Here is a 21,506-nt window from a genome sequence, read left to right on the forward strand (position 1 = left end):
CGGCGCGCTGCCTGCGGGCGCCGGGCGGTGGCCCGGGGCCGGCCCGGCCGGCGGGGGCCGCGGGCCGGGAGCCCTACGGACCGGCGTGAAGCCGGACGGGGGTGTCAGCAGGCAGGCGCGAAGGCCGGCGGACCGCGTCGCGGCGCCGGGCTGAGCACCACGGCCTCGCGGAGCGGCCGGGGGCGGTCCGAGACCGGCAGCGGCACCCGCCGCACCGGCCGCAGCGGTACCGGCGCCAGCAGCAGGAGCAGCGCCCGCAGCGGGGCCGCGACCGCGTGGCGCAGAGCGCGCAGCGCCCGGGCCAGACCGGACAGGGCGGCGTCGCCCAGCCGCAGCCAGACGGCGGCGGCCAGCGCGACCAGCAGATGGGCCAGCAGGACCAGCAGCTGGGTGGCGGCGGGCGCGACCGGCCCGGTGTGCCCCAGGGGCCCCGAGAACAGCGAGCCGTCCACCGAACCGCCGCCGCAGACCAGCAGGTTCATCCCGCGGGCGGGGGCGTGTCCGGCGCCCAGGACCGGGCCGCAGCCGGCCTGGCCCAGGTTGAAGGTGGTGTTGAGCAGCAGCTCGACCGGGACCAGCACAGCGGAGATGTGCAGCAGCCGCCGCTCCTGGCCGGCCAGCGCGGTCGCGACCAGGAAGACGACGACGGTCGCGGCGGCGACCAGGGCGAGCGGCAGCGGACGACCGGTGATGACGACCTGGCCCAGCGCGGACAGCGGCACGGCGAGCGCGGTGAACACCGCGGCCCGCAGGGCCCTGGTCGCAGGGGTGGAAGTCGTCATGCCCCGGAGTATGCCACGACGCTTACACGCCGCACGAGGGTGCGTCGGCGGGTGAGCGGTGACCGGCGAACAGATGGCCCGTCATCGGTCGTTCGTTCGCGGTACGGGGGTGGTGGGTTCACCGGTGGGATGGGTTTGGGCGCCGGAGCCGGGGTGAGCGGGCGTCAGGGGCTGCCGCCGGAGGGGGCGGCGCTCCGACAATCGGGCGATGGACCACGCCACCGGCGCGGCGCACCCGCGTCCGCCCGCCGCCGCGGAGGCGCACCCTCCGGTGCAGGGGCCGCCCCGGCCGTCGGCGCCGGCCCCTTCCGCCCTCGTGCCCGCTTCGCTGCCCTGGCCTCCTTCGCTCCCTTCGCCGCCACCGTTCTGGCCTCCGGTGCTTCCCGTGCCGCCCGAGCCGCCGGTGCCGCCCGTGCTTCCCGTGCCGCCGGTGCCGCCGTTCAGCCACCTGCCGCCGATCCACTGTCCGGGACCGGGGCACCCGCCTTCGCCCACGCCTTCGCCCACGCCGTCGGCTCCGGGATCCGCCCAGCCCGTGCCGCCGGTCCCGATGTCGGCCACCCCGGTGTCGGCCGCCCCGACGCCGCCCGCCCCGACCCGGTCCGCCGTGCCCGGACCGGCGGCCGCGGAGACCGCCGCCGCGCAGCACCCGGCGGTCGCCCCGGCGACCGTGGCCACCGTCACCCCGACCCCGCGGCCGGTTCCCGCCCCGGTTCCCACCCCGGCTCCCGCCCCGCCTCCCGCTCCGGTCCTCGCCCCGCCCCCGAGCCCGTCCGCGACGGTCGCGGTCGTCGCCGCGCCCCCGCCCCCGGCCGGCGGGCCCGCGCCGCCCGCCCTCGAACCGACCGTCTGGGCCACCGTCATGATCCTCGCCGTGCTGGTCCCGGCCGCGCTGGCCGCGGTCCTCGGCCACCACCCCCCGACCTCCAGGAGCCGCAGGTGAACCCTGGCCCCCTGCTCAGCGCCGTCGCGGCCGTGACGGTCGCGATGACCGCACTCGCCGTCGCCCACCGGCTGCGCCCCGCCCTCCCCGAGGGCGAGGATCCGCCCGAGCCGCACCCTGCCCTGGCCAGCATCGGCTCCGGGCTGCTCTCGGGGTTCATCCTGCTCACCGGCTTCCTGGTGGCCACCGGCTGGGCCGCCCGCTCCACCGGGGTGGTCCCGCCCGGCGGCCTCTACATCGCCGACCTGGCCGCGGGCACCGCCGTCCTGCTCTTCCCCTCGCTGTCCGGGCTGCCCTTCACCGCGCGGCACGCCACCGCGGTCTGCTTCTTCGCCGCGCTCGTCGGCTACACGATGTCGCTGGCGGTCCAACTGAGGCCCTGAGTCCGGTTCGGCCGGTTCCCGCCCCCGGCGGGCCCGGGCCTCGTGCCCGCCGGGGGCCGCGGGCCAGCCTGGAAGGCGTCCCGCCGACCCCGACGTCAGGGGGTGAACGCGCATGGCCGCACACGACACCAGCGCGGGTGCGGGGGTGCTCCACCGGATCGGGGTGCAGGCCGCGGTGCTCGCCGGGCTGGACGGCGCCGTCCGGGCGGCCGGGCCGGACGCGGTGGTGGCCGCGGCGGCGCTCCGGGAGCGGGCGGCCGGGTCCGGCGACGCGTTCGGGTACGGCGTGCTGTACGGGCCGGAGTCGGCGGCCGCGGAGGCGGCGCGCGCGGCGCTCCGCCCAGCGGGTGGGCGGTGTGGGCGCGGGCGTCCGGCCGGGAGCCGGCGCGGTTCGGCTGACGGGCCGCTAGGTAGCGGGTGCTCGACCGGGATCCCGTCGCCGTCCGGGCAACCGCCCTTGACCGGGTTCCCGCTCACCGACCGGTCGACCGTCCGGTCGGGGCCGGAGCGTCCGGCGCGGCGGTCACCGGAGCTCCGGCCCGCCGCGCCGGTCGGTCACTTCTGACGGCTGGTCAACTGCGCCATCAGGGTGAGGACGGCGAAGCCGAGGATGACCGCGAGGCCGGGGTAGAACATCGACAGCTCGGTGCCGGGCATGATGACCGCGGTCACGACGGCGAGGCCGAAGGCGCCGCCGACCTGCAGCGAACTGTTGAGCAGCCCGGCGGCGAGCCCCTGCTCCTCGTCCGCGACGCCGTTGGTGCCCGCGACCATGAGCGTCGCGATGCTGAGCGCGAAGCCCACGCCCCACAGCACGGAGGCGGGCAACAGCACGCGCCAGAGGTCGGGTTCGGGGCCGATGAAGAGCATCAGCAGGTAGCAGGGGAGGAAGGCGACCAGCCCGACCATCAGGATCTTGGTCACGCCGAACCGCTCCATCAGCGCGCCGAGCTTGGGACCGATGATGACCACCATGAGGCCGGCCGGCAGCAGGACCAGGGCCATCTGCCACGGCCGCCAGCCCTGGAGGTCCTGGAGGTAGAGGGCGAGCAGGAACTGGAAGCCCATCGCGCCGCCGTACAGCAGGGCGATGCTGACGTTGGCGCTCACCAGGCTGCGGTTGCGGAAGATGGCGAGCCGGATCAGCGGCTCCTTCACACTGCGCTCGATCACCAGGAAGGCGGCCAACAGGGCGGCGGACAGGGCGAATCCGCCGATCGTCCGCACCGAGCCCCAGCCGGCCTCGGCGGCGGAGACCACGGTGAAGACCAGCAGGAGGGTGCCGGCGAGCAGGGTCGCGGCGCCGCCGATGTCGAGTCGCGGCCGTTCGGTGCGCGGCGGGTCCGGCGGCAGGAAGCGCAGGGCGCCGATCAGCAGCAGCACGGAGAGCGGGATCGGCAGGATGAAGATCGACCGCCAGCTCAGGCCCGCGAGCAGGCCGCCGACCAGCAGGCCGGAGGAGTAGCCGGACGCCTCGAAGACGTTGAAGATGCCGAACGCCTTGTTGCGCTGGGGCCCTTCGGGGAACGTCGTGGTCAGCAGCGACATCGCGGCCGGGGCGGCGAAGCCCGCCGCCATGCCCTTGACGAAGCGCGAGACGATCAGCAGGACCGAGCTGTCGGCGAGCGCGCCGAACAGCGAGACGACCGCGAACGCGGCCATCGCGATCACCAGCACCCGGCGTCGGCCGAACAGGTCGGCGACCCGCCCGCCCAGCAGCAGGAAGCTGCCGAAGGCCAGGATGTAGGCGCCGACCAGCCACTGGGCGGTGGCCGCGGTCATCCCGAGCTCGTTCTGGATCTCGGGGATGGTCACCACGATCATCGAGATGTCGAGCCCGTCGAGCAGGATCACGCCGCTGAAGATCAGCAGCGACACCCATAACCGTGCCGACCAGCGCAGGGAGTCCTGCTGGACCTCCGGTGCTGCCGTCTCGGACGGCGCCTCGGGTGCTGCCAAGGCGTCGCCTCCCGTCCGGTGTTCACTCGGAGCCGAGCTGCCTGACATGGGCACATCCCTCCCACTAGAATGATCTTGAGCGCGCTCAACCCGCGTCCGCGATAATTGTCTACGCGCTATATTGCATAAGCTTGATGCTGCCCTAAGTAACCAGACCTGCGCAAGGCGAACACGGCAAGCGTGTCAACTACGGCTCTCCGGGCCCGGTCGGCGGCCATGGACGGCGGGTCATCGACGACGGCGCGCGGCCGGCTCGTTCGACCGCGTCGCATGCGCCCGCTCCGCGGTGCGGTGCGTCGGCAGTTCCCGCCGGCCAACCCGGTCCGATGGCAACAAGACCGCAGGCGAAGGACTTTGTGCGGGCCCGGGAGAAGTCGGTGTACGGGGCCCGGCAAACGGCCGACCTGACAGATCGTCGTTCGTTTGTTCAGGAACCCGGTTCGGCTCTGGTTAGCATCGGGGCACGAACTCGGAGCAATGGACGGAGCGTCCGGGAGACGAGTGTGCCGTCGTCGGCGTGCAGGCCGACCAGCACCGGTCCTTCGAATAACAGCCACGGCAGTCTGCCGGCGATGCGATGCGGAGACCCAGAATGCGGCTTGCGCAAACGTTAGCAAAAGTCATGCAGCGCCACACGGACCGGCCCGCAATCGGTGAACGCGCGAAGGAGTTCGTGCGGGACGCCGACACCGGCCGCGTTTCGCTCCGCCTCCTGGCGCACTACGAAACGACCAGTTACAGCGAACTCTGGGGGCGGGTCCGCGCGGTGGCCGCGGAATGGCACCGGCACCCGGAGCATCCGCTGGAGCCGGGCGAGCGGATCGCCCTGCTCGGCTTCGCCAGCGGCGACTACGCGGTGGTCGACCTCGCCTGCAACTACCTCGGCGTGGTCAGCGTCCCGCTGCAGACCAGCGCCCCGCTGGCGCAACTCGCCTCGATCGTCGAGGAGACCGAGCCCTTCGTCGTCGCGGCGAGCATCGAGCGGCTGCACGTCGCGGTCGAACTCCTGCTGGCGAACCCGTCGGCCCGCCGGCTGGTGGTCTTCGACTACCACCCGGACGTCACCGACCAGTTCGAGAAGTTCACCGCCGCGCGCGAGCGCCTGGCAGAGGCCGGCCGCGAGGTGGCGATCGACACCCTGGCGGACGTCGTCGGCCGCGGATCCGCGCTGCCCGACGCGCCGTTGTTCGTCCCCGAGGACGGCGACGACCCGCTGGCCATGCTGATCTACACCTCGGGCAGCACCGGAACGCCCAAGGGCGCGATGTACACCGACACGCTGCTGAGCGCGATGTGGGGCGGGGCCTGGTCGAAGCTGTTCTCCGACCTCCTCGCGATCAACATCAACTACATGCCGATGAGCCATGTCGCCGGCCACTCGTCGCTGAAGAACACCCTCGCCCGCAGCGGGATCAGCTACTTCACGGCCAGCAGCGACATGTCGACCTTCTTCGAGGACATCGCACTGGTCCGGCCCACCGAACTGTCGCTGGTGCCACGGGTCTGCGAGATGCTCTACCAGAAGTACCAGAGCGAGCTGGACCGGCGCGAGCTCGCCGGCGCCGACCGGCGGGCGGTCGAGGCCGAGGTCCTGGCCGAGCTGCGGGAGAACCTCCTGGGCGGCCGGCTCGCCTGGGCCAGTTGCGGCTCCGCCCCGCTCTCGGCCGAACTACGGGTTTTCGTCGAGGCCTTGCTGGGCTTCGAGCTGACCATCATCTACGGCTCCACCGAGGCCGCCGCCGTCTCCGTCGACGACAAGCTGCTCCGCCCACCGGTGATCGACTACAGGCTGGCCGACGTGCCCGAACTCGGCTACTACCGGACCGACTCCCCCTACCCACGGGGGGAGTTGCTGCTGAAGTCCGAGGCCGTCGTGCCCGGCTACTACAAGCAGCCCGAGCTGTCGGCGGAGATCATCGACGAGGACGGCTACTACCGGACCGGCGACATCGTCGCGGAGCTCGGGCCGGACCGGTTCACCATCCTGGACCGCCGCAAGAGCGTGCTGAAGCTCTCCCAGGGCGAGTTCGTGGCGACCGCGCGACTGGAGTCCGAGTTCGCGGCGAGCCCGCTGGTCCGGCAGATCTTCGTGTACGGCAACAGCGAGCGGTCCTATCTGCTGGCCGTGGTCGTGCCCACGCCGGCCGCCCTCGACCAGTTCGGCGACGACCGGGAACACCTCCGCCAGCTGCTGAGCGAATCGTTTCAGCAGATCGCCCGCGAGGCCGGACTGAACTCCTACGAGATCCCGCGCGACGTCCTGATCGAGGCCGAGCCCTTCGACCAGGCGAACGGCCTGCTCTCGGACCACCGCAAGCTGCTGCGGCCCCGGCTCCAGGAACGCTACGGCCGCGAACTGGAGGAGCTGTACGCCGACATAGCCGCCCGGGAGAGCCGGGAGCTGCTGGAGCTGCGCCGTACGGGCGCCGACCGGCCGGTGCTGGAGACGGTCCAGCGGGCCACCCGGGCGCTGCTCGCGGGCTCCACCGTCGAGGTCGACCCCGCCGCGCGCTTCCGGGACGTCGGCGGGGACTCGCTGACCGCCGTCTCCTTCTCCAACCTGCTCCACGACATCTTCGGCGTACGGGTCCCCGTCGACACCGTCATCAGCCCCGCCTACGACCTGCGTCAACTGGCCGGCTACATCGAGACCAAGCGCGCGACGGGCCTGCGGGGGGCCACCTTCGCCTCGGTGCACGGCGAGGACGGCACGCGGGTCCGCGCCGGGGACCTCACGCTGGACAAGTTCCTCGACGACCGGACCATCGCCGACGCCCGGACCCTGCCGCAGCCCTCGGGCGAGCCCCGGACGGTGCTGCTGACCGGCGCGAGCGGCTACCTCGGCCACTTCCTCTGCCTGGAGTGGCTGGAACGGCTGGCCCCGGTCGGCGGGACGGTGATCTGCGTGGTGCGCGGGCGGGACGCGGACGCGGCCCGCGGGCGCCTCGACGAGGCCTTCGTCAGCGGCGACGACGAACTGGTGCGCCGCTACCGGGAGCTGGCCGACGGGCACCTGGAAGTCCTGGCGGGCGACATCGCGGAGCCGCGGCTGGGCCTGGACGACACGACCTGGAAGCGGCTCTCCGAGGAGGTCGACGTGATCGTCCACGCCGGCGCCCTGGTGAACCACCTCCTCCCGTACCACCACCTGTTCGAGGCCAACGTCGTCGGCACGGCCGAGCTGATCCGGCTGGGGCTCACCGGCCGGATCAAGCCCTTCACCTACATCTCCAGCGTGGCCGTCGCCACCTCCCGGGCCGGCGGGGCGCTGGACGAGGACTCGGACGTCAGGACCGCCCTCCCGGTGCAGCAGACCGACGAGGGCTACGCGGGCGGTTACGCGACCAGCAAGTGGGCCGGCGAGGTCCTGCTGCGCGAGGCGCACGACCGGTGCGGACTCCCGGTCACCACGTTCCGGTCCAACATGATCCTCGCGCACAGCCGTTACGCCGGGCAGCTGAACGTCCCGGACCAGTTCACCCGGCTGCTGCTCAGCGTGATCGCCACCGGCATCGCGCCGCACTCCTTCTACCGCACCGACGACCGCGGGAACCGCCGGCGGGCGCACTACGACGGCCTGCCGGTGGACTTCACCGCCGCCGCGGTGGTGGCCCTGGGCGGCCAGGGCACCGAGGGCTACCGGACCTTCAGCCTGGTCAACCCGAACGACGACGGGGTGTCGCTCGACAGCTTCGTGGACTGGCTGGCCGAGGCCGGGCACCGGATCGAGCGGGTGGCCGACTACGACGACTGGTTCGTCCGGTTCGAGGCCGCGATGCGGGCCCTGCCCGAGGGGCAGCGACAGCACTCGGCGCTGCCGCTGGTCCACGCGTTCAAGCGGCCGGAGGAGGCGGTGCCCGGGTCGGTCATCCCCTCCGACCGGTTCCGGGCCGCCGTCCGGGCCGCCGGGATCGGACCGGCGCGGGACATCCCGCAGCTCTCGCCCGCCTTCATCGCCAAGTACGCCGCCGACCTGAAGCTGCTCGGCGAGCGCCTCGGCTGGTGAGACCCGCGGCCGTCGCCGCACCCCCCCGGCGGTGCCGGACGGCCCGCCGCGCGAACGACCCACCGCCCATCGGACATCGACCCCTGGAGCAGAGAACCATGGAACAGACATCCGCGAAGTTCGAGGAGCGCTACGATCTCGGGCGCCGTCTCGTCGAGCAGCTGGGCCCGGTCGAGACCGAGCCGACCACCTTCGAACTCCTCGGCCTCGAATGGGACTTGATCCCCGGCACCTACGAGCCGCGGCCGGGCACCGGCACCGAGTGGTACACCGGCGCGATCCCCTACCCGGCCGGTGGCAGCTTCCTGGAGATCGGCTGCGGGGCCGGCGTCACCGCGGTCTGGGCGGCCCTGCACGGCTGTGCGCGGGTGACCGCCACCGACATCACCGACACCGCCGTCGACAGCGCCGCCCGCAATGCCGCACGGCACGCCGTCGCCGACCGGGTCCGGGTGCTGCGCAGCGACGTGTTCGACGCGCTCGGCCCCGAGGAGCGCTTCGACACCGTCTTCTGGAACTGCAGCGTCTTCGAGGCGCCGAAGGACTTCGAGTTCAAGCAGGACGTCGAGTGGGCGATCTTCGACCGCGGCTACAGCGCCCTCGGCCGCTACCTCGCCCAGGTGCACGACCGGGTGCTGCCCGGCGGCCGGGCCCTGGTCACCTTCAACAGCTTCGGTGACGCCGCCCGGATCGCCCAGCTCGCCGCCGAGGCGGGGAGCTCGCTGACGATGCTGGGCAGCGCCGACCGGCAGCTGGCGGGCGTGGACGTCACCTACAAGCTCTTCGAGATCCGCCCGCTGGAGCGCTGACCGCAGGAGCGCGCACACCGCCCGCGGCGCAACCCGTACACCCGGTCGCCCGGAGGGCCGGCCCGCATTCGTCGGGCCGGCCCTCCGGGCGGTTTCGCATGCGGCCCGGGGCGGTCGGGGGTGGCCCGGGGGCCGGAATATTCCAGCGGCATGCGAATGCCGGGTGGCCGCCGGAGCGGTCGAACGAAAGGGCGAGCAATTCGAGCCGCGATAGCGCTCCGGGTCATTACGTTCTGTACATGGAGGGTTGCCGGGGTGATAGAATCCGACCCGGTGCGTGTGAATGCGCGCATGCCGATCAGGCCGGGGGCGGCGGCCCCGGCGGTAATCTCCGGGTGCCGATCCAGGTCGATCCGGACCGGGCGCGATCCACCCCGGCGCGACTGCTGTCGGGCACGATCCGGCCGGGCCGCGTGACGGCTACCGGAATCGACGCCTCCCTTGTCGCCCCGCGGCATGCTCCGCGCGTTTCACCCGTCGCTCACCCCATTTCCGGAGCGCTCCCATGGCCAAGCAGAATCGTGCCGTCCGCACCCGGCAGGAACTGATCCGTTCTGCCGCGGAGACCTTCGCCCGATCGGGATTCGCGGAATCCTCCATCACCCAGATCTGTGTCCGGGCCGGTCTCAGCCACGGTGCGCTGCATTTCCACTTCGGGAACAAGCGGGCGCTCGGCGAGGCGGTCGAATCGGCCGCCGCGGAAACCCTGCTGCACATCACCGGGAACGTTCCACTGCGGCACCCCGTACCGCTCCAGCTGCTCGTCGACACCTCGCACCTGCTGGCCCGGCGGCTCTCCACCGACGCGGTGCTGCGGGCCGGGTTCTGCCTCGGCAGCGACGCCACCTGGCCGGGCGGCGCCGACCTGTGGCAGCAGTGGCAGGACTGGGTCCAGCTGATGCTGACCGTCGCCAGGGCCCAGGGCAGCCTGGCCGCCGACATCGTGCTCGACGACGCCGTGGCCGCGATCACCGCCGTCGTCGCCGGGCTGGAGGTGCTCGGGCGGCGCGACCCCCAGTGGCACTCGCGTCAGGCGGTCACGCCGTTCTGGCGGTTGATGCTGCCGCAGCTCGCGACGGCGGAGGCGCGGGCCGGGATCGCCCCGGAGGGCAGCTGTGCGGAGCCGCCGGAGGGCAGCGAGCGGGCGGCCGGCGCGGAGTGGGGCGAGGCCGGCGGGCGGCGGGCGGCGCAGCCCTGCGACGCGCTGTCCTGCTGCTGACGGCCGGGGCCGGCGCCGCCCCCGCCGCTCGCCGGCCCGGCCGCCCCCGGCCGGTGGTGGCTCGCTCAGGCGGGCCGCTCGCGCCGGTCGGCGAGGGCGACGACCGCGTGGGCGGCCGAGGCCAGCGTGACGTGCCGGTGCCAGCCGCTGAAGGAGCGCCCGGTGAAGTCGCGGATGCCCACCCGGTCCGCGATCTCCGTGAAGTCCCGGTCGACCTTTCCGGTGAGCCGGCTGAGCCGGACCAGGGTGGCCGGTGGCACGGCGGTCAGATTGGTCAGCCAGAGCTCCGCGGGCCAGTGCCCGCCCTCCTCACCGATGCCCAGCAGCAGGAGTTCACCACTCGGAGCGCCCGGAGTGCCGGGAGCACCCGGTGCGGTGGGTGTGCCCGGTGCGGATGGCGCGGGCAGGCCGACCCGGACGGTGGCGGCCGGCACCGCCCGGGGAGCCGTCTGCGGACCGTGCTCCCGGCCGTGCTCCCGGCCGGGGACGAGCCGGCGCAGGTCCTTGGCCAGGCTCATGATGCGCAGGGCCGGCTGCGGCCTGCTCCCCGAGGCGGGCAGGGCCTGGTCCAGTACGGAGAGCCGGAGGTCGCCGCCGACCCGGGCGAGCAGCGGCACCCCGTGGGCGTGCAGCTTCCCGAAGATCGTCATGGCCTGTGACTCACCGATGTCGAGCACCACGGGCCGGACCGGCAGCCCCCAGCCCGTGCTGGTCTCCAGGCAGGCCTCGGTCACGCACTCGCCGAGGGTCTCCACCCCGGCCTCGTCCGGGATCGACACCTGACTGCGCCGCAGATCGTCCTTGAGCCAGGCCTCGGGCAGGTGCAGGCGCCAGTTGACCGGGGTGCTCAGCTCCTCCGAGGCCGCCCAGACGCCGATGGCGTGCTGGGCGTTCAGCACCTGCCCGAGGGTCGGGAAGAAGTGCCGTTCGACGCCCACCGAGTGCTGCCCCGTCTTGGGGATGATCATCGGCTGCACCACCCACGCCTGTGGGGCCGCCGCGCCGGCCAGGTAGTGGGCCAGCGCCCGGCGGATGGGGATCCAGTCCCAGGTCGAACTGCAGATGAAGTGGTGCAGGTTCTGCTCCGAGGCCGGCTTGCCGAGCAGCGCCGCGATGTTGCGGATCGACTTGCGCCCCTCGGTCTCCAGCAGTCCGCGCAGGTACTGCATGCCCTTGCGGCACTGGTCGCTGCGGGAGAGCGAGGTGAACAGGATCGAGCAGAGCTCGGTGAGCAGGACGTCGTGGGCGCCGGGCGGGAACGGTGTGCGGGGGTGCCGGGCCGGGCCCGGTCCGGACGGCTCGGCCGCCGCGGACGGCCCTCCGGGCGCGAGCCGGGCCGGGGAGGCGGTCGTAGGCGGGATGGGGGCCGGGACAGGGGCCGGAACGGAAGAGGGGAATCCGGTGGGGCGCAGGGGGCGGGCGGAGGGCTTCGACCGGTCGTTGTCGCCGACCGGAGCCTCGGTGCGCCGTCGCTGTGCCAACGTCTGAGAGGTCAAGTCGTCTCCGTGGTCGTGGTGTTCGGGGGGAGGCGCCGGACGGCGGCGGGGCCGGCCTCGCGGTGGCCGGGTGGATCGGGAGCGTCGGTCGGGTCGGCGCGGGTCAGTGCGGCGCGGGTCGGGAGCGTCGGTCGGGTCGGCGCGGGTCAGTGCGGCGCGGGTCGGGTCGAGGTGGGGCGGGTCGGGTCGGGGCGGGGGTCGGAAGCGGGACCGGCCGTCGCCGGGCCCTGCCGCGAGTGGGGGAGGGGCTTCGTGGCGGTGCGGCGCCCCTGTCCTCAGTGCGGGAGCCGACCGGTCCGCGCTCGATCAGGGGCGGAGGCAAAACGGCTGAGCGGACGCCCATCCTGTCCTGCGGACACGGCCCGTGCCGGGCTCCTTCCGGAGCGCCGCCAGGGAAGTCCGGCAAGGGTGAACTCCAGGTGTGCACACTCCTGTTCGGTCTCCCGTGGCGGTCATGAACGTGCTCGTGCGCTGCTCCAGACAGTAAGGAGCGATCGGCGGCGATGCCATGGTACGAGGAGTGAGAGTGTCACATTACCGGACAGTAGTCCTGTGAAGCCGGAGCCGGTGGGTCAGCGTCCGGCCCGACCGCCGGGCAGCAGCGGCCGCCGGTTCTCCAGGGTGGCGATCAGGTGGGCGACCGACGCCAGCGTGATGTGCCGGTGCCAGCCCGGGAACGACCGCCCGCCGAAGTCCCGTACCCCCACCCGCTCGGAGATCGCGGTGAAGTCCCGCAGAACGACGCCCGGCAGCCGGGTGAGCCGCAGCGCGGTGAGGACGGAGGGCGCGTCGGCGTTGGTGAGCCAGAGCCGCCGGCGCGGGCGCCCGGCCGGTCGCCACTCGCCGAGCAGTAGCATCCGCTCCCCGCGGGACGGCGAGGTCACTACCGGGATCGCCGCCGCGGTCGTCGGGCCGTCGCCCGGATTCACCTGCCGGCGCAGCCGAGGGAGCGACTCGGCGAGCTCGCCCACGGTGTGCTCCCGGCCGCTGTAGCTGGGCAGTTCGGTCCGGTCGAGCCAGAGCTGGGCCTGCGGGCCGACCCGCACCACGAACGCGACGCCCAGGGCCGCCAGGTGCCGGGCGACCGCCACGGCGTCCACCTCCCCGACGTCCACCACGACCGGCCCGCGCAGCACCCCGCCGATCTCCCGGATGTCGGCCACCGCGGCCCGGACGCAGTCCTCGATGGTGGCGACCGCGGCGTCGGCGGGAACGCTCGCCCGTTGCCGCAGCGGATCGGTCAGCCAGCGGTCGGAGAGCCGCAGCTGCCAGTCGACGGGGACGGCGCAGTGTCCGGAGGCCAGCCAGGCCCCCACCGCGTGCTGGCCGTTGACGATCCGTCCGAGCGGCAGCAGTTGCTGGTCGATGCCGACCGAATGGGAGCCGGCCTTGGGTATCAGGATCGGTCTGATCACCCAGGCCTGCGGTGCCAGGGCCCGCTGCACCTCGCGGGCCAGGGCGTGCCGCACCGGCATCCAGTCCCAGGGCGACGCGCTGATGAAGTGGTGGACGCTCTGCTGCGCCGCGGCGCCGTCGAACTGCGCCGCGATGCCGCGCAGGGTCTTGCGCCCCTCCAGCGCGAGCAGGCCGCGGACGTACTGCTCGGCCTTGAGCCGCTGGCCGCTGCGCCGCAGCGAGCCGAACAAGTGGGCGCTGAGCTCGGGGTCGAGCGCCGTGTCGGCGGCCGGTTCGCCGTCCGTCGCGCCGACGGATCCGTGCAGGTGCCGCATGGTTGATCCCCCCGTGGTCCGCCACCCCAGCCGACCGGACGGACCGCCGCCCCGCATCGGCGTCGTCCGGGTCGGACTCCCAAAAGAGGACTGCTGTCCTGTTCTCATTTATACAGGCCGGCGTGGACGGTGGCTGCCCCGTCGTGCCGCGTGGACACGGGAATCGCAGGTGCGAATTCCGTGCCGGCCGGCCGGCACGGTCGCCGGGGCGAGGCTGGTCGGGCGGTGGTCCGGAGGGTCGGTCAGTCGACGGGGGACGGCGCCCCGGCCCGGCCGGCCTCCTCCAGGAGGCGCTTCGCGCGGTAGGGGGAGGAGTCCAGCCTGGCCAGCACGCCGGCGCTGGCGACATTGGGGAGGACGAGTGCGAACAGGTTCGAGATCTCCTGGGAGAGGGTCCGCTCCGGCAGGGTCTCGGTGATCAGCTGGACCCCGGTCCACGCCCCCACGAACAGCCGGGCGGTCTCGGCCGGGTCGACGTGCGCGAGCAGTTCGCCGCGCTCCTTCGCCTCCGTCAGCAGTCCCTGCCCCACCTCGATCCAGTCGGGCCAGCGGGTGCCGAACAGGCCGCGGGACTTGACGTCCACGGACAGCCGGATCGCGGCGCTCAGCATCGGCTCCCGGGGCAGCCGGTGGGCGAGCAGCAGGGCGAGGTCCACCCACTCCTGCAGCTTGAAGGCCTGCGGGGCCAGCCCCTCCATGGTCACCGCCTCGGCCAGCACGCCGCGGGCGAGCTGCTCCTTGGTGGTGAAGTGGAAGTAGAGGCCACCGCGGGTGAGTTGGATGCGCTCGATGAGGCCGCCGATGGTGGTGGCGTCGTATCCGAGCTCGTTGAACATCTCGGCCGCGGCCTCCAGGATCAGCCGGCGGGTATGGATCGCGCGCTCCTGCCTTGACACTTTATGCCTCCACTGCATTCTCTTTACCATTGCTTGAACTAGACTTGCTCATGGTTCGAAACCGACCGGAGAGCCGGTACTTGAATAGCACAGTCCACTGAGCTGTGCCGACCCGTCAGACCAAGGGGGGGCCTTGCAAGACGTCACGCTCGCACCACGTTCATCCACTCCTTCGCCCGCTCTCGTAGGCGCCTACGCGCATCTGCGGCGGGGCACGTCCGTCCTGGTCACCGGCTGGGAGCGGCTGGGGGCCGACGAGTTCGGGGTCGGCGTCCGGTGGCCGGCCGTGCAGGTGGGCCTGCCGTACGACCCGCGGATACTCGCCCAGACCATCCGGCAGAGCGGCCTGGTCGTCGCGCACGCCGAGTACGGCGTCCCGCTGACCCATCAGACCGTTTTGAGCACCCTGGACTACACGATCGACCCGGACTTCCGCGTGCCACGCGGCCGGAGCGCGAGGCTGGACGTACGGGTCACCGTGGCGGGCGCCGTGCGGAACCGACGGTCCGTCAGCTCGCTGCGGATGGGCATCCTGATCCGCTGCGACGGCGTCGTGGCGGCCCGGGCGGACTCCGAGTTCGGCTGGATCTCGCCCGCCGCCTACCGGCGGGTGCGGGGAGACGGCCTCGGGGTCGGCTGGGGCGCCTGGCCGTTACCGGAGCCGATAGCCGCCGACCTCGTGGCCCGGCCGCGCGCCACCGACGTCGCCCTCGCGCCGGGCGACCGGCCGCACCGCTGGCTGCTGCGCAACGACATCGACAACCACCTGCTCTTCGACCACCCCGTGGACCACGTCCCGGGGCTGGCCCTGCTGGAGGCCGCGGCCCAGGCCGCGCAGGCCCTCCGGGGCCGGTCGTCCTTCCTGCCCCTGCGGGTCGCCACCAGCTTCCGGCGGTACGTGGAGTTCGACCGGCCGTGCTGGATCGAGGCGGAGGAGACACCGGCCGGCCACCCCGCCCGGTGCGCCGTCCGGGTCACGGGCACGCAGGACGGGGAGCCGGCCTTCCGGGTCGAGTTCAACGGTCTGCGGCGGTGACGGTGCCACCGCCGGGCGGCCGGGGGCGGCTCACCGGTTGACGAAGCCGCCGTCCACCGGCAGGACGGTACCGGTCAGGAACGGGCAGCGGTCGCTCAGTAGCCAGGCCGCCGCCTCCGCGATCTCCTCCGGATCCGCCGTGCGCCCCTGCGGCGTCAGCGAGTTGGCCAGATCCTCCAGGCCGGGATTGCGGCCGAACCAGTCGGCCGTGATCTCGCTGCGGGTGGTTCCGGGGGCGACCGCGTTCACCCGGATGCCCTGCTTGGCGTACTCGTCGGCGGCGGCCCTGGTGAAGCCGATGACCGCGTGCTTCGAGGCGATGTAGGGGGCGGCGGCGGGGATCGACACCAGGCCGCCCACACTGCTGTTGTTGACGATGGTGCCCCCGCCGGATTGTTCCAGCATCGCCGTTATCTCGTACCGCAGGCAGTTGAAGACGCCGCGCACATTGGTGTCCATGACGGCGTCGTAGACGTCGTCCGACATCAGGTGCAGCGGGGTGCGGTCGCCGCCGATCCCCGCATTGTTGAAGGCCGAGTCGAGCCGCCCGTATTCGGCCACGGCGAACTCGACCGCCCTCGCGGCATCTCGGGCGACGGATACGTCGCCGACCACGTACGCGGCGCGGGCTCCCTTTTCGCGTAGTTCGGCGGTCAGTGCGGCCAGGCGTTCTTCCCGGCGGGCGGTGAGCACCACGGTGGCGCCCTCCCGGGCGAACACGTGGGCCGCCGCGGCGCCGATGCCGCTGCTCGCGCCGGTGATGAGGACGATTCTGCCGGAGAGGAGGTCGCTGTTCATGGCCCGAAGTCTCGCAGGCCCCCGTCCGGACGTCACCAGGTCGACCTGTCCTCCTACTGTCACGATGATTTGACGGCGATTCAGTTCGCCGAGCCGGCCTCGGAGCCCCGTCGAACCGGTGCGGTCGCCGGCGGTGCTACGTGCCCGTAGCGACCTGATGGACTATTCGGCACCTGACGGAGTAGCGGTCACCTGACGAAGTGCCGGTCACCTGACGAAGTGCGATGACGAACGTTGGCCGGCACTCCGTTCTGTTCCATGATTTGGGCGGTGGCGGAGGCCGCCGACGGTTCGGCGCCCACTGTCGCGGTGCGGCGGTCCGGCTCGACCTCCGCGCCCACAGCCCTCGTGTTCCATCGACGTTCACCCAGGACGAACGAGAAGTTCCCCGGTCCCGCCGACGGTGCGGCGACCGCGCCCCCCGGGCCTGTGTGGATTCGAATTCCGGCTCCGTTGACAGCCCGCGCACGACGCTCGCCTGCTCGGCCGTGGGGCGACCGCGCCCATCGCCCGTCCGCGATTTGGAGAAATCGGTGGAAAGTACTCTGCTCGGTATCCGACTGGAAAGCGCGTTGCAGCAACCACCGTGGGAGGACACCGCGCTGGTCCGCCAGGTGCGGAAGGAACTGGCGACCCGCCCCGCACTGGTCGAGGCGGAGGACGTCCGTACCCTGCGCGCGCTGCTGGCCCGGGTCGCCGCGGGCGAAGCCCACGTGGTGCAGGCGGGCGACTGCGCGGAGGACCCGGCCGAGTGCACCCCCGGCTACGTGGCCCGCAAGGTCGGCGTGCTCGACCTGCTCGCGGGCGCGCTCCAACTGGACACCTGCAAGCCGGTGATCCGCGCCGGCCGGATCGCCGGACAGTTCGCCAAGCCCCGCTCCCACCCCACCGAGCGGGTCGGGAACGTCGAACTGCCGGTCTACCGGGGGCACATGGTCAACAGTCCGGAGCCCGACCCGGAGCTGCGGCGCCCCGACCCGTTGAGACTGCTGACGGGCTACCAGACCGCCTACGACGTCATGGGACACCTGGGCTGGCGCAGCCGCGGCGGGCCCCTCTCCATCGGGACGCCCGTCTGGACGAGCCACGAGGCACTGCTGCTCGACTACGAAGTCCCCATGCTGCGCCGGGACGACGAGGGGCGGCTGCTGCTCGCCTCCACCCACTGGCCGTGGATCGGCGAGCGGACCAGGCAGGTCGACGGCGCCCACGTCACCCTGCTCGCCGAGGTGATGAACCCGGTGGCCTGCAAGGTCGGTCCCACCATGGCGGTCGATGACCTGCTGGCCCTGTGCGAGCGGCTCGACCCCCGGCGCGAGCCGGGCCGGCTCACCCTGATCGCCCGGATGGGGGCCGAGGCGGTGGCCGGGCGGCTGCCCGTCCTCGTCGAGGCGGTGAAGGCCGCGGGCCACCCGGTGATCTGGCTCACCGACCCGATGCACGGCAACACCGTCAGCACGCCGGACGGCCTCAAGACCCGGTTCGTGCGGGAGATCTCCCGCGAGGTGCGGGAGTTCCAGCACGCCGTCCGCAACGCCGGCGGCACGGCGGGCGGGCTCCACCTGGAGACCACTCCCGACGACGTGACCGAATGCGTCCAGAGCGAAGCCCGGATCGACGAGGTCGGGGCCAAGTACACGAGCTTCTGCGACCCCCGGCTCAACCCGGGCCAGGCCCTCTCCGTGGTCTCGGCCTGGTGGCTGACCGGCCGGTCGACCCCGGTGGGCGCCGCCGCGGCCCAGGGCTGAGCCCACCCGCCGCCCCGGCGCCGCGTACCCGCGGCGCCACCGTGCCCCGGTCCGGCACCGCGGACGCCACCGCCCCCGGCGGCCGCGGCGCCGGACCGGCCCACCGGCGCGGCCGCCCGCACCACCCGCCCGGCGGCCCGTCCGGTCCCGCTCGACACCGCTCGACACCGCTCGGTCCCACCAGCCCCACCAGCGATTCGACCCAGGAACCCAGGAGAGGAAGGCCATGGCGGGCATACCCCCCATCGCGCCGTACCCGATGCCGACCGTGGCCGACCTGCCCGGCAACACCGCCCGGTGGACCGTGGATCCGGACCGGGCGGTGCTGCTCGTGCACGACATGCAGCGCTACTTCCTGCGGCCGTTCCCGGCGGCCGTCCGCGACCACCTGGTCGGCAACGCCGCCCGGTTGCGCGAGCGCAGCGCCGCCCTGGGGGTCCCGGTCGCCTACACCGCCCAGCCCGGCGGCATGACCGAGGAGGAGCGCGGCCTGCTGAAGGACTTCTGGGGGCCGGGCATGCGGGTCGACCCGGTCGACCGGCAGGTCGTCGAGCCGCTCGAACCGGCCCCGGCCGACTGGGTGTTCACCAAGTGGCGGTACAGCGCCTTCTTCCGCTCCGGCCTGCTGGACCGGATGCGCGAGCAGGGCCGCGACCAGCTCGTCCTCTGCGGCGTCTACGCGCACGTCGGGGTGCTGATGTCCGCGGTCGAGGCGTTCACCAACGACATCCAGCCGTTCCTGGTGGCGGACGCCGTCGCGGACTTCTCCGAGGAGTACCACCGGCTGGCCCTGGACTACGCGGCGCAGCGCTGCGCCGTGGTCGTCACCACCGACGACGTCCTCGCCGGGCTCCGGCCGGCCGCCGTCGCGGCCGGTGGCCCGGGGGAGGCCGGCGCATGACCGGGGCCGGGGCGGCGCCGTACCCCGTGGACCTGCTGGACCGCGTCCTGGGACTGCGGCCGCCGCCCTTCGCCCTCATCCACCGCCCGGAGTCGACCGGGCCGGACGCGCTGGACGTGCTGGTCGGCACGGTGTCGACGCCGGGGACGCTCGCCGAGCTCCCCGTCCCGGCCGGGGCCGTCCCCGCCGGGGCCGCGGCCGCCGGGGACGCCCGTCACGAGGTGCTGGCGATCGTCCCCTACCGGCAGATCGCCGAGCGCGGCTACGCCTGCGCCGACGACGGCGAGCCGCTGGTCGCGATGACCGTCACCGACCAGGGCGTGCTGCCGCTGGCCGAGGTGCTGCGGCGGCTCCCGGACGTGCCGATCACGCTGGCCGGCGGCCACTTCGACGTGGACGACGAGACCTACGCCGGGACGGTGCGCAGGGTCGTCGCCGACGAGATCGGCCGGGGCGAGGGCGCGAACTTCGTCATCAAGCGCTCGTTCCTCGCCGACATCACCGGCTATACCACGCACAGCGCGCTGTCGTTCTTCCGGCGGCTGGTGCGGGGCGAGTCGGGCGCCTACTGGACCTTCATCGTGCACACCGGCGCCCGTACGTTCGTCGGCGCCACCCCGGAGCGGCACCTCAGCCTCGCCGGCGGCAAGGCCGTGATGAACCCGATCAGCGGCACCTACCGGTACCCGCCGTCCGGCCCGACCCTGCCCGGGGTGATGGACTTCCTGGCCGACCGCAAGGAAGCCGACGAGCTGTACATGGTGGTGGACGAGGAACTCAAGATGATGGCCCGGATCTGCGCGGAGGGCGGCCGGGTGGTGGGCCCGTACCTCAAGGAGATGGCGCGGCTGGCGCACACCGAGTACTTCATCGAGGGGCGCACCGACCGCGATCCGCGGGAGATCCTGCGCGAGACGCTGTTCGCCCCGACCGTCACCGGCAGTCCGCTGGAGAGCGCCTGCCGGGTCATCCGCCGGTACGAGCCGCAGGGCCGCGGCTACTACAGCGGGGTGGTCGCGCTGATCGGGCGCGACGAGCACGGCGGACCCGCGCTCGACTCGTCGATCCTGATCCGCACGGCCGACATCGACGACGCGGGCCGGGTCCGGATCGGGGTGGGTGCCACCCTGGTGCGCCACTCCGACCCCGAGCAGGAGGTGGCCGAGACCCGGGCGAAGGCGGCGGGCCTGCTCGCGGCCCTTCAGGCGGACGGCCCGGCGGCGCCGGCCCCGGCCCTGACCCCGGCCAGGGCCCCGGCCCCGACCCCGGCCGTCTACGGCGCGCACCCGGACGTCCGGGCCGCGCTGGAGCGGCGCAACGCCGGCATCGCCGACTTCTGGCTGGCACCGGTGTCCGCGCGCTCCCGGCCGAGGCCCGCCCTGACCGGTCGCCGGGTGCTCGTGGTGGACGCGGAGGACACCTTCACCGCGATGATCGACCACCAGCTCCGCTCGCTCGGCCTCGCGGTGACGGTCCGCCGGTTCGACGAGCCGTACGCGCCGGACGGGTACGACCTCGTCGTGATGGGCCCCGGCCCGGGAGATCCGCGCGGCGCGGGCCACCCCAAGATCGCGCGGCTGCGGTCGACGATCGACACGCTGCTCCGGGAGCGGCGGCCGTTCTTCGCGGTCTGCCTCAGCCACCAGGTGCTCGGCCTGCGGCTCGGCCTCCCGCTGGTCCGCCGGGAGGCGCCGAACCAGGGCGTGCAGCGGGAGATCGACCTCTTCGGCGTCCGGGAGCGGGTGGGCTTCTACAACACCTTCGCGGCCCGCAGCGTCGAGGCCAAGGTCGAGTGCGAGGGCGTCGGCCTGGTCGAGGTGAGCCGCGACGCGGACACCGGCGAGGTGCACGCGCTGCGCGGCCCGCACTTCGCCTCGCTGCAGTTCCACGCCGAGTCGATCCTCACCGAGGACGGCGTCCGGCTGGTCGGCGGGCTGCTGACCGAGGTACTGGCGGGCTGAGGGGCCGCCGGACGGCTACGGCTCCCCACCGGCGCCCGGGCGCTCCGGGAGGGGGTCCAGACCGGCCGAACGGGCGGCCTCGCGGAGCAGCTCGCGCAGCATGACGGTGCTCAGCCGGCCGGTGTTCGTGTTGCGCGGGCTGACGTGGTAGCACCCGTACAGCTCCAGTGGCGGTCCGCCGTCAGCGGCCGGCAGGGCGACCCGGGCGCCGTGGCCGAAGACCGGCCGGGGCCGGGGCACCTGCCAGCCGGCGGCGGCGACCGCCGGGAGCAGCGCCTGCCAGGCGAAGCCGCCGAGTGCCACGACGGTCCGCACGGTCGGCCGCAGCAGCTCCAGCTCGCGGGTGATCCACGGGCGGCAGGTGTCCCGTTCGGCGGTGGTCGGCTTGTTGTCGGGCGGCGCGCAGCGCACCGGGTCGGTGATCCGGACGCCGTGCAGGCGCAGGCCGTCCCCGTGCCGGACCGACTCGGCGCGGTTCGCCAGCCCGAGCGCGTGGAGCGTGGCGTAGAGCAGGTCGCCGGACGGGTCGCCGGTGAAGATCCGGCCGGTGCGGTTGCCGCCGTGCGCGGCGGGGGCGAGGCCGACCAGGACCAGCGGCGCGTCGGGCGGGCCGAAGCCGGGGATCGGGCGGCCCCAGTAGTCCCAGTCCAGGTAGGCGCGGCGCTTGGTGCGGGCCGTCGCCTCGCGCCACTCGACCAGGCGGGGACAGGCGCGGCAGCCGGTGACGACGGCGTCCAGCGCGGGGACGGTGGCCGTGCGGGCGGCGGCCGCGACGGGGTGGCCCGGGTCCTCGGGGTCGGTGGCCGGGCCGTCGGCTGCGGGCTGGGACATGGGGACGA

The 21,506-nt window shown here is 73.5% G+C and carries 15 protein-coding genes and 1 pseudogene; 9 read left to right on the plus strand and 7 right to left on the minus strand.

Annotated elements, in window-relative coordinates; translation table 11 throughout:
- Positions 1-104: 104 nt before the first annotated feature.
- Positions 105-782: a hypothetical protein gene (locus ABZ497_RS29995; protein WP_359809691.1), complete on the minus strand. Its 678-nt coding sequence runs from the start codon at positions 780-782 to the stop codon at positions 105-107.
- Between the two features lie 550 nt (positions 783-1,332).
- Here ABZ497_RS29995 and ABZ497_RS30000 point away from each other — a divergent pair.
- Positions 1,333-1,725, plus strand: a complete 393-nt coding sequence (locus ABZ497_RS30000) for a hypothetical protein (RefSeq protein ID WP_359809693.1) — start codon at positions 1,333-1,335, stop codon at positions 1,723-1,725.
- Positions 1,722-2,108 (plus strand): hypothetical protein, encoded by a 387-nt coding sequence (locus ABZ497_RS30005; protein WP_329486498.1) that lies wholly within the window; start codon positions 1,722-1,724, stop codon positions 2,106-2,108. The genes ABZ497_RS30000 and ABZ497_RS30005 overlap by 4 nt, the downstream gene beginning before the upstream one ends.
- 555 nt (positions 2,109-2,663) lie before the next feature.
- Here the strand turns inward: ABZ497_RS30005 and ABZ497_RS30010 are convergent.
- Positions 2,664-4,067 carry an MFS transporter gene (locus ABZ497_RS30010; protein WP_359809695.1) on the minus strand — a complete coding sequence of 468 codons (1,404 nt, stop codon included), beginning with the start codon at positions 4,065-4,067 and terminating at the stop codon, positions 2,664-2,666.
- 565 nt (positions 4,068-4,632) lie between these two features.
- Between ABZ497_RS30010 and car the strand changes: the two are divergent.
- The 3 genes and pseudogenes from car to ABZ497_RS30025 all read left to right on the plus strand — a co-directional run.
- A pseudogene (car, locus tag ABZ497_RS30015) lies at positions 4,633-8,073 on the plus strand (carboxylic acid reductase); the annotation flags it as partial.
- Positions 8,074-8,171: 98 nt separating this feature from the next.
- The gene (locus ABZ497_RS30020) at positions 8,172-8,882 is read left to right on the plus strand and encodes a methyltransferase domain-containing protein (protein ID WP_352288765.1); all 711 of its coding nucleotides are present in this window, start codon (positions 8,172-8,174) and stop codon (positions 8,880-8,882) included.
- 505 nt (positions 8,883-9,387) lie between these two features.
- Entirely contained in the window at positions 9,388-10,101 is a 714-nt protein-coding gene (locus ABZ497_RS30025) for a ScbR family autoregulator-binding transcription factor (RefSeq protein ID WP_359809697.1), read from the plus strand.
- Positions 10,102-10,166: 65 nt separating this feature from the next.
- On the opposite strand, the gene ABZ497_RS30030 is transcribed toward ABZ497_RS30025, so the two are convergent.
- The 3 genes from ABZ497_RS30030 to ABZ497_RS30040 form a co-directional block, all read right to left on the minus strand.
- Positions 10,167-11,597, minus strand: a complete 1,431-nt coding sequence (locus ABZ497_RS30030) for a transposase (protein ID WP_359809698.1) — start codon at positions 11,595-11,597, stop codon at positions 10,167-10,169.
- Between the two features lie 572 nt (positions 11,598-12,169).
- The gene (locus ABZ497_RS30035) at positions 12,170-13,327 is read right to left on the minus strand and encodes a transposase (protein WP_359809700.1); all 1,158 of its coding nucleotides are present in this window, start codon (positions 13,325-13,327) and stop codon (positions 12,170-12,172) included.
- Between the two features lie 242 nt (positions 13,328-13,569).
- Positions 13,570-14,223, minus strand: a complete 654-nt coding sequence (locus tag ABZ497_RS30040; RefSeq protein WP_352288776.1) for a ScbR family autoregulator-binding transcription factor — start codon at positions 14,221-14,223, stop codon at positions 13,570-13,572.
- Positions 14,224-14,356: 133 nt separating this feature from the next.
- Here ABZ497_RS30040 and ABZ497_RS30045 point away from each other — a divergent pair, with 133 nt between their 5' ends.
- Positions 14,357-15,259, plus strand: coding sequence for a ScbA/BarX family gamma-butyrolactone biosynthesis protein (locus tag ABZ497_RS30045; protein WP_359809702.1), 903 nt, complete (start codon positions 14,357-14,359; stop codon positions 15,257-15,259).
- 30 nt (positions 15,260-15,289) lie between these two features.
- On the opposite strand, the gene ABZ497_RS30050 is transcribed toward ABZ497_RS30045, so the two are convergent.
- The gene (locus tag ABZ497_RS30050; protein ID WP_359809703.1) at positions 15,290-16,057 is read right to left on the minus strand and encodes a glucose 1-dehydrogenase; all 768 of its coding nucleotides are present in this window, start codon (positions 16,055-16,057) and stop codon (positions 15,290-15,292) included.
- Between the two features lie 533 nt (positions 16,058-16,590).
- On the opposite strand from ABZ497_RS30050, the gene ABZ497_RS30055 reads away from it, so the two are divergent.
- The 3 genes from ABZ497_RS30055 (at position 16,591) to ABZ497_RS30065 (ending at position 20,667) form a co-directional block, all read left to right on the plus strand.
- Positions 16,591-17,805 (plus strand): 3-deoxy-7-phosphoheptulonate synthase, encoded by a 1,215-nt coding sequence (locus ABZ497_RS30055; RefSeq protein ID WP_359809704.1) that lies wholly within the window; start codon positions 16,591-16,593, stop codon positions 17,803-17,805.
- Between the two features lie 226 nt (positions 17,806-18,031).
- Positions 18,032-18,706, plus strand: coding sequence for an isochorismatase family protein (locus tag ABZ497_RS30060; RefSeq protein ID WP_359809705.1), 675 nt, complete (start codon positions 18,032-18,034; stop codon positions 18,704-18,706).
- Positions 18,703-20,667 (plus strand): anthranilate synthase family protein, encoded by a 1,965-nt coding sequence (locus ABZ497_RS30065; RefSeq protein WP_359809707.1) that lies wholly within the window; start codon positions 18,703-18,705, stop codon positions 20,665-20,667. Before ABZ497_RS30060 ends, ABZ497_RS30065 begins: the two co-directional genes overlap by 4 nt.
- Positions 20,668-20,682: 15 nt before the next feature.
- On the opposite strand, the gene ABZ497_RS30070 is transcribed toward ABZ497_RS30065, so the two are convergent.
- Positions 20,683-21,498 (minus strand): uracil-DNA glycosylase, encoded by an 816-nt coding sequence (locus ABZ497_RS30070; protein WP_359809708.1) that lies wholly within the window; start codon positions 21,496-21,498, stop codon positions 20,683-20,685.
- Between the last annotated feature and the right edge of the window lie 8 nt (positions 21,499-21,506).

Source organism: Kitasatospora sp. NPDC005751 (assembly GCF_040630835.1).
In the GTDB taxonomy this organism is placed as follows: Bacteria; Actinomycetota; Actinomycetes; order Streptomycetales; family Streptomycetaceae; genus Kitasatospora.

What these genes read in the sequence shown, in the direction of transcription:
- ABZ497_RS29995 (WP_359809691.1), bottom strand. Translation starts at nt 782, where the DNA reads ATGACGACTTCCACCCCTGCGACCAGGGCCCTGCGGGCCGCGGTGTTC.
- ABZ497_RS30050 (WP_359809703.1), bottom strand. Translation starts at nt 16,057, where the DNA reads ATGAACAGCGACCTCCTCTCCGGCAGAATCGTCCTCATCACCGGCGCG.
- ABZ497_RS30000 (WP_359809693.1), top strand. Translation starts at nt 1,333, where the DNA reads ATGTCGGCCACCCCGGTGTCGGCCGCCCCGACGCCGCCCGCCCCGACC.
- ABZ497_RS30025 (WP_359809697.1), top strand. Translation starts at nt 9,388, where the DNA reads ATGGCCAAGCAGAATCGTGCCGTCCGCACCCGGCAGGAACTGATCCGT.
- ABZ497_RS30065 (WP_359809707.1), top strand. Translation starts at nt 18,703, where the DNA reads ATGACCGGGGCCGGGGCGGCGCCGTACCCCGTGGACCTGCTGGACCGC.
- ABZ497_RS30060 (WP_359809705.1), top strand. Translation starts at nt 18,032, where the DNA reads ATGGCGGGCATACCCCCCATCGCGCCGTACCCGATGCCGACCGTGGCC.
- ABZ497_RS30020 (WP_352288765.1), top strand. Translation starts at nt 8,172, where the DNA reads ATGGAACAGACATCCGCGAAGTTCGAGGAGCGCTACGATCTCGGGCGC.
- ABZ497_RS30035 (WP_359809700.1), bottom strand. Translation starts at nt 13,327, where the DNA reads ATGCGGCACCTGCACGGATCCGTCGGCGCGACGGACGGCGAACCGGCC.
- ABZ497_RS30070 (WP_359809708.1), bottom strand. Translation starts at nt 21,498, where the DNA reads ATGTCCCAGCCCGCAGCCGACGGCCCGGCCACCGACCCCGAGGACCCG.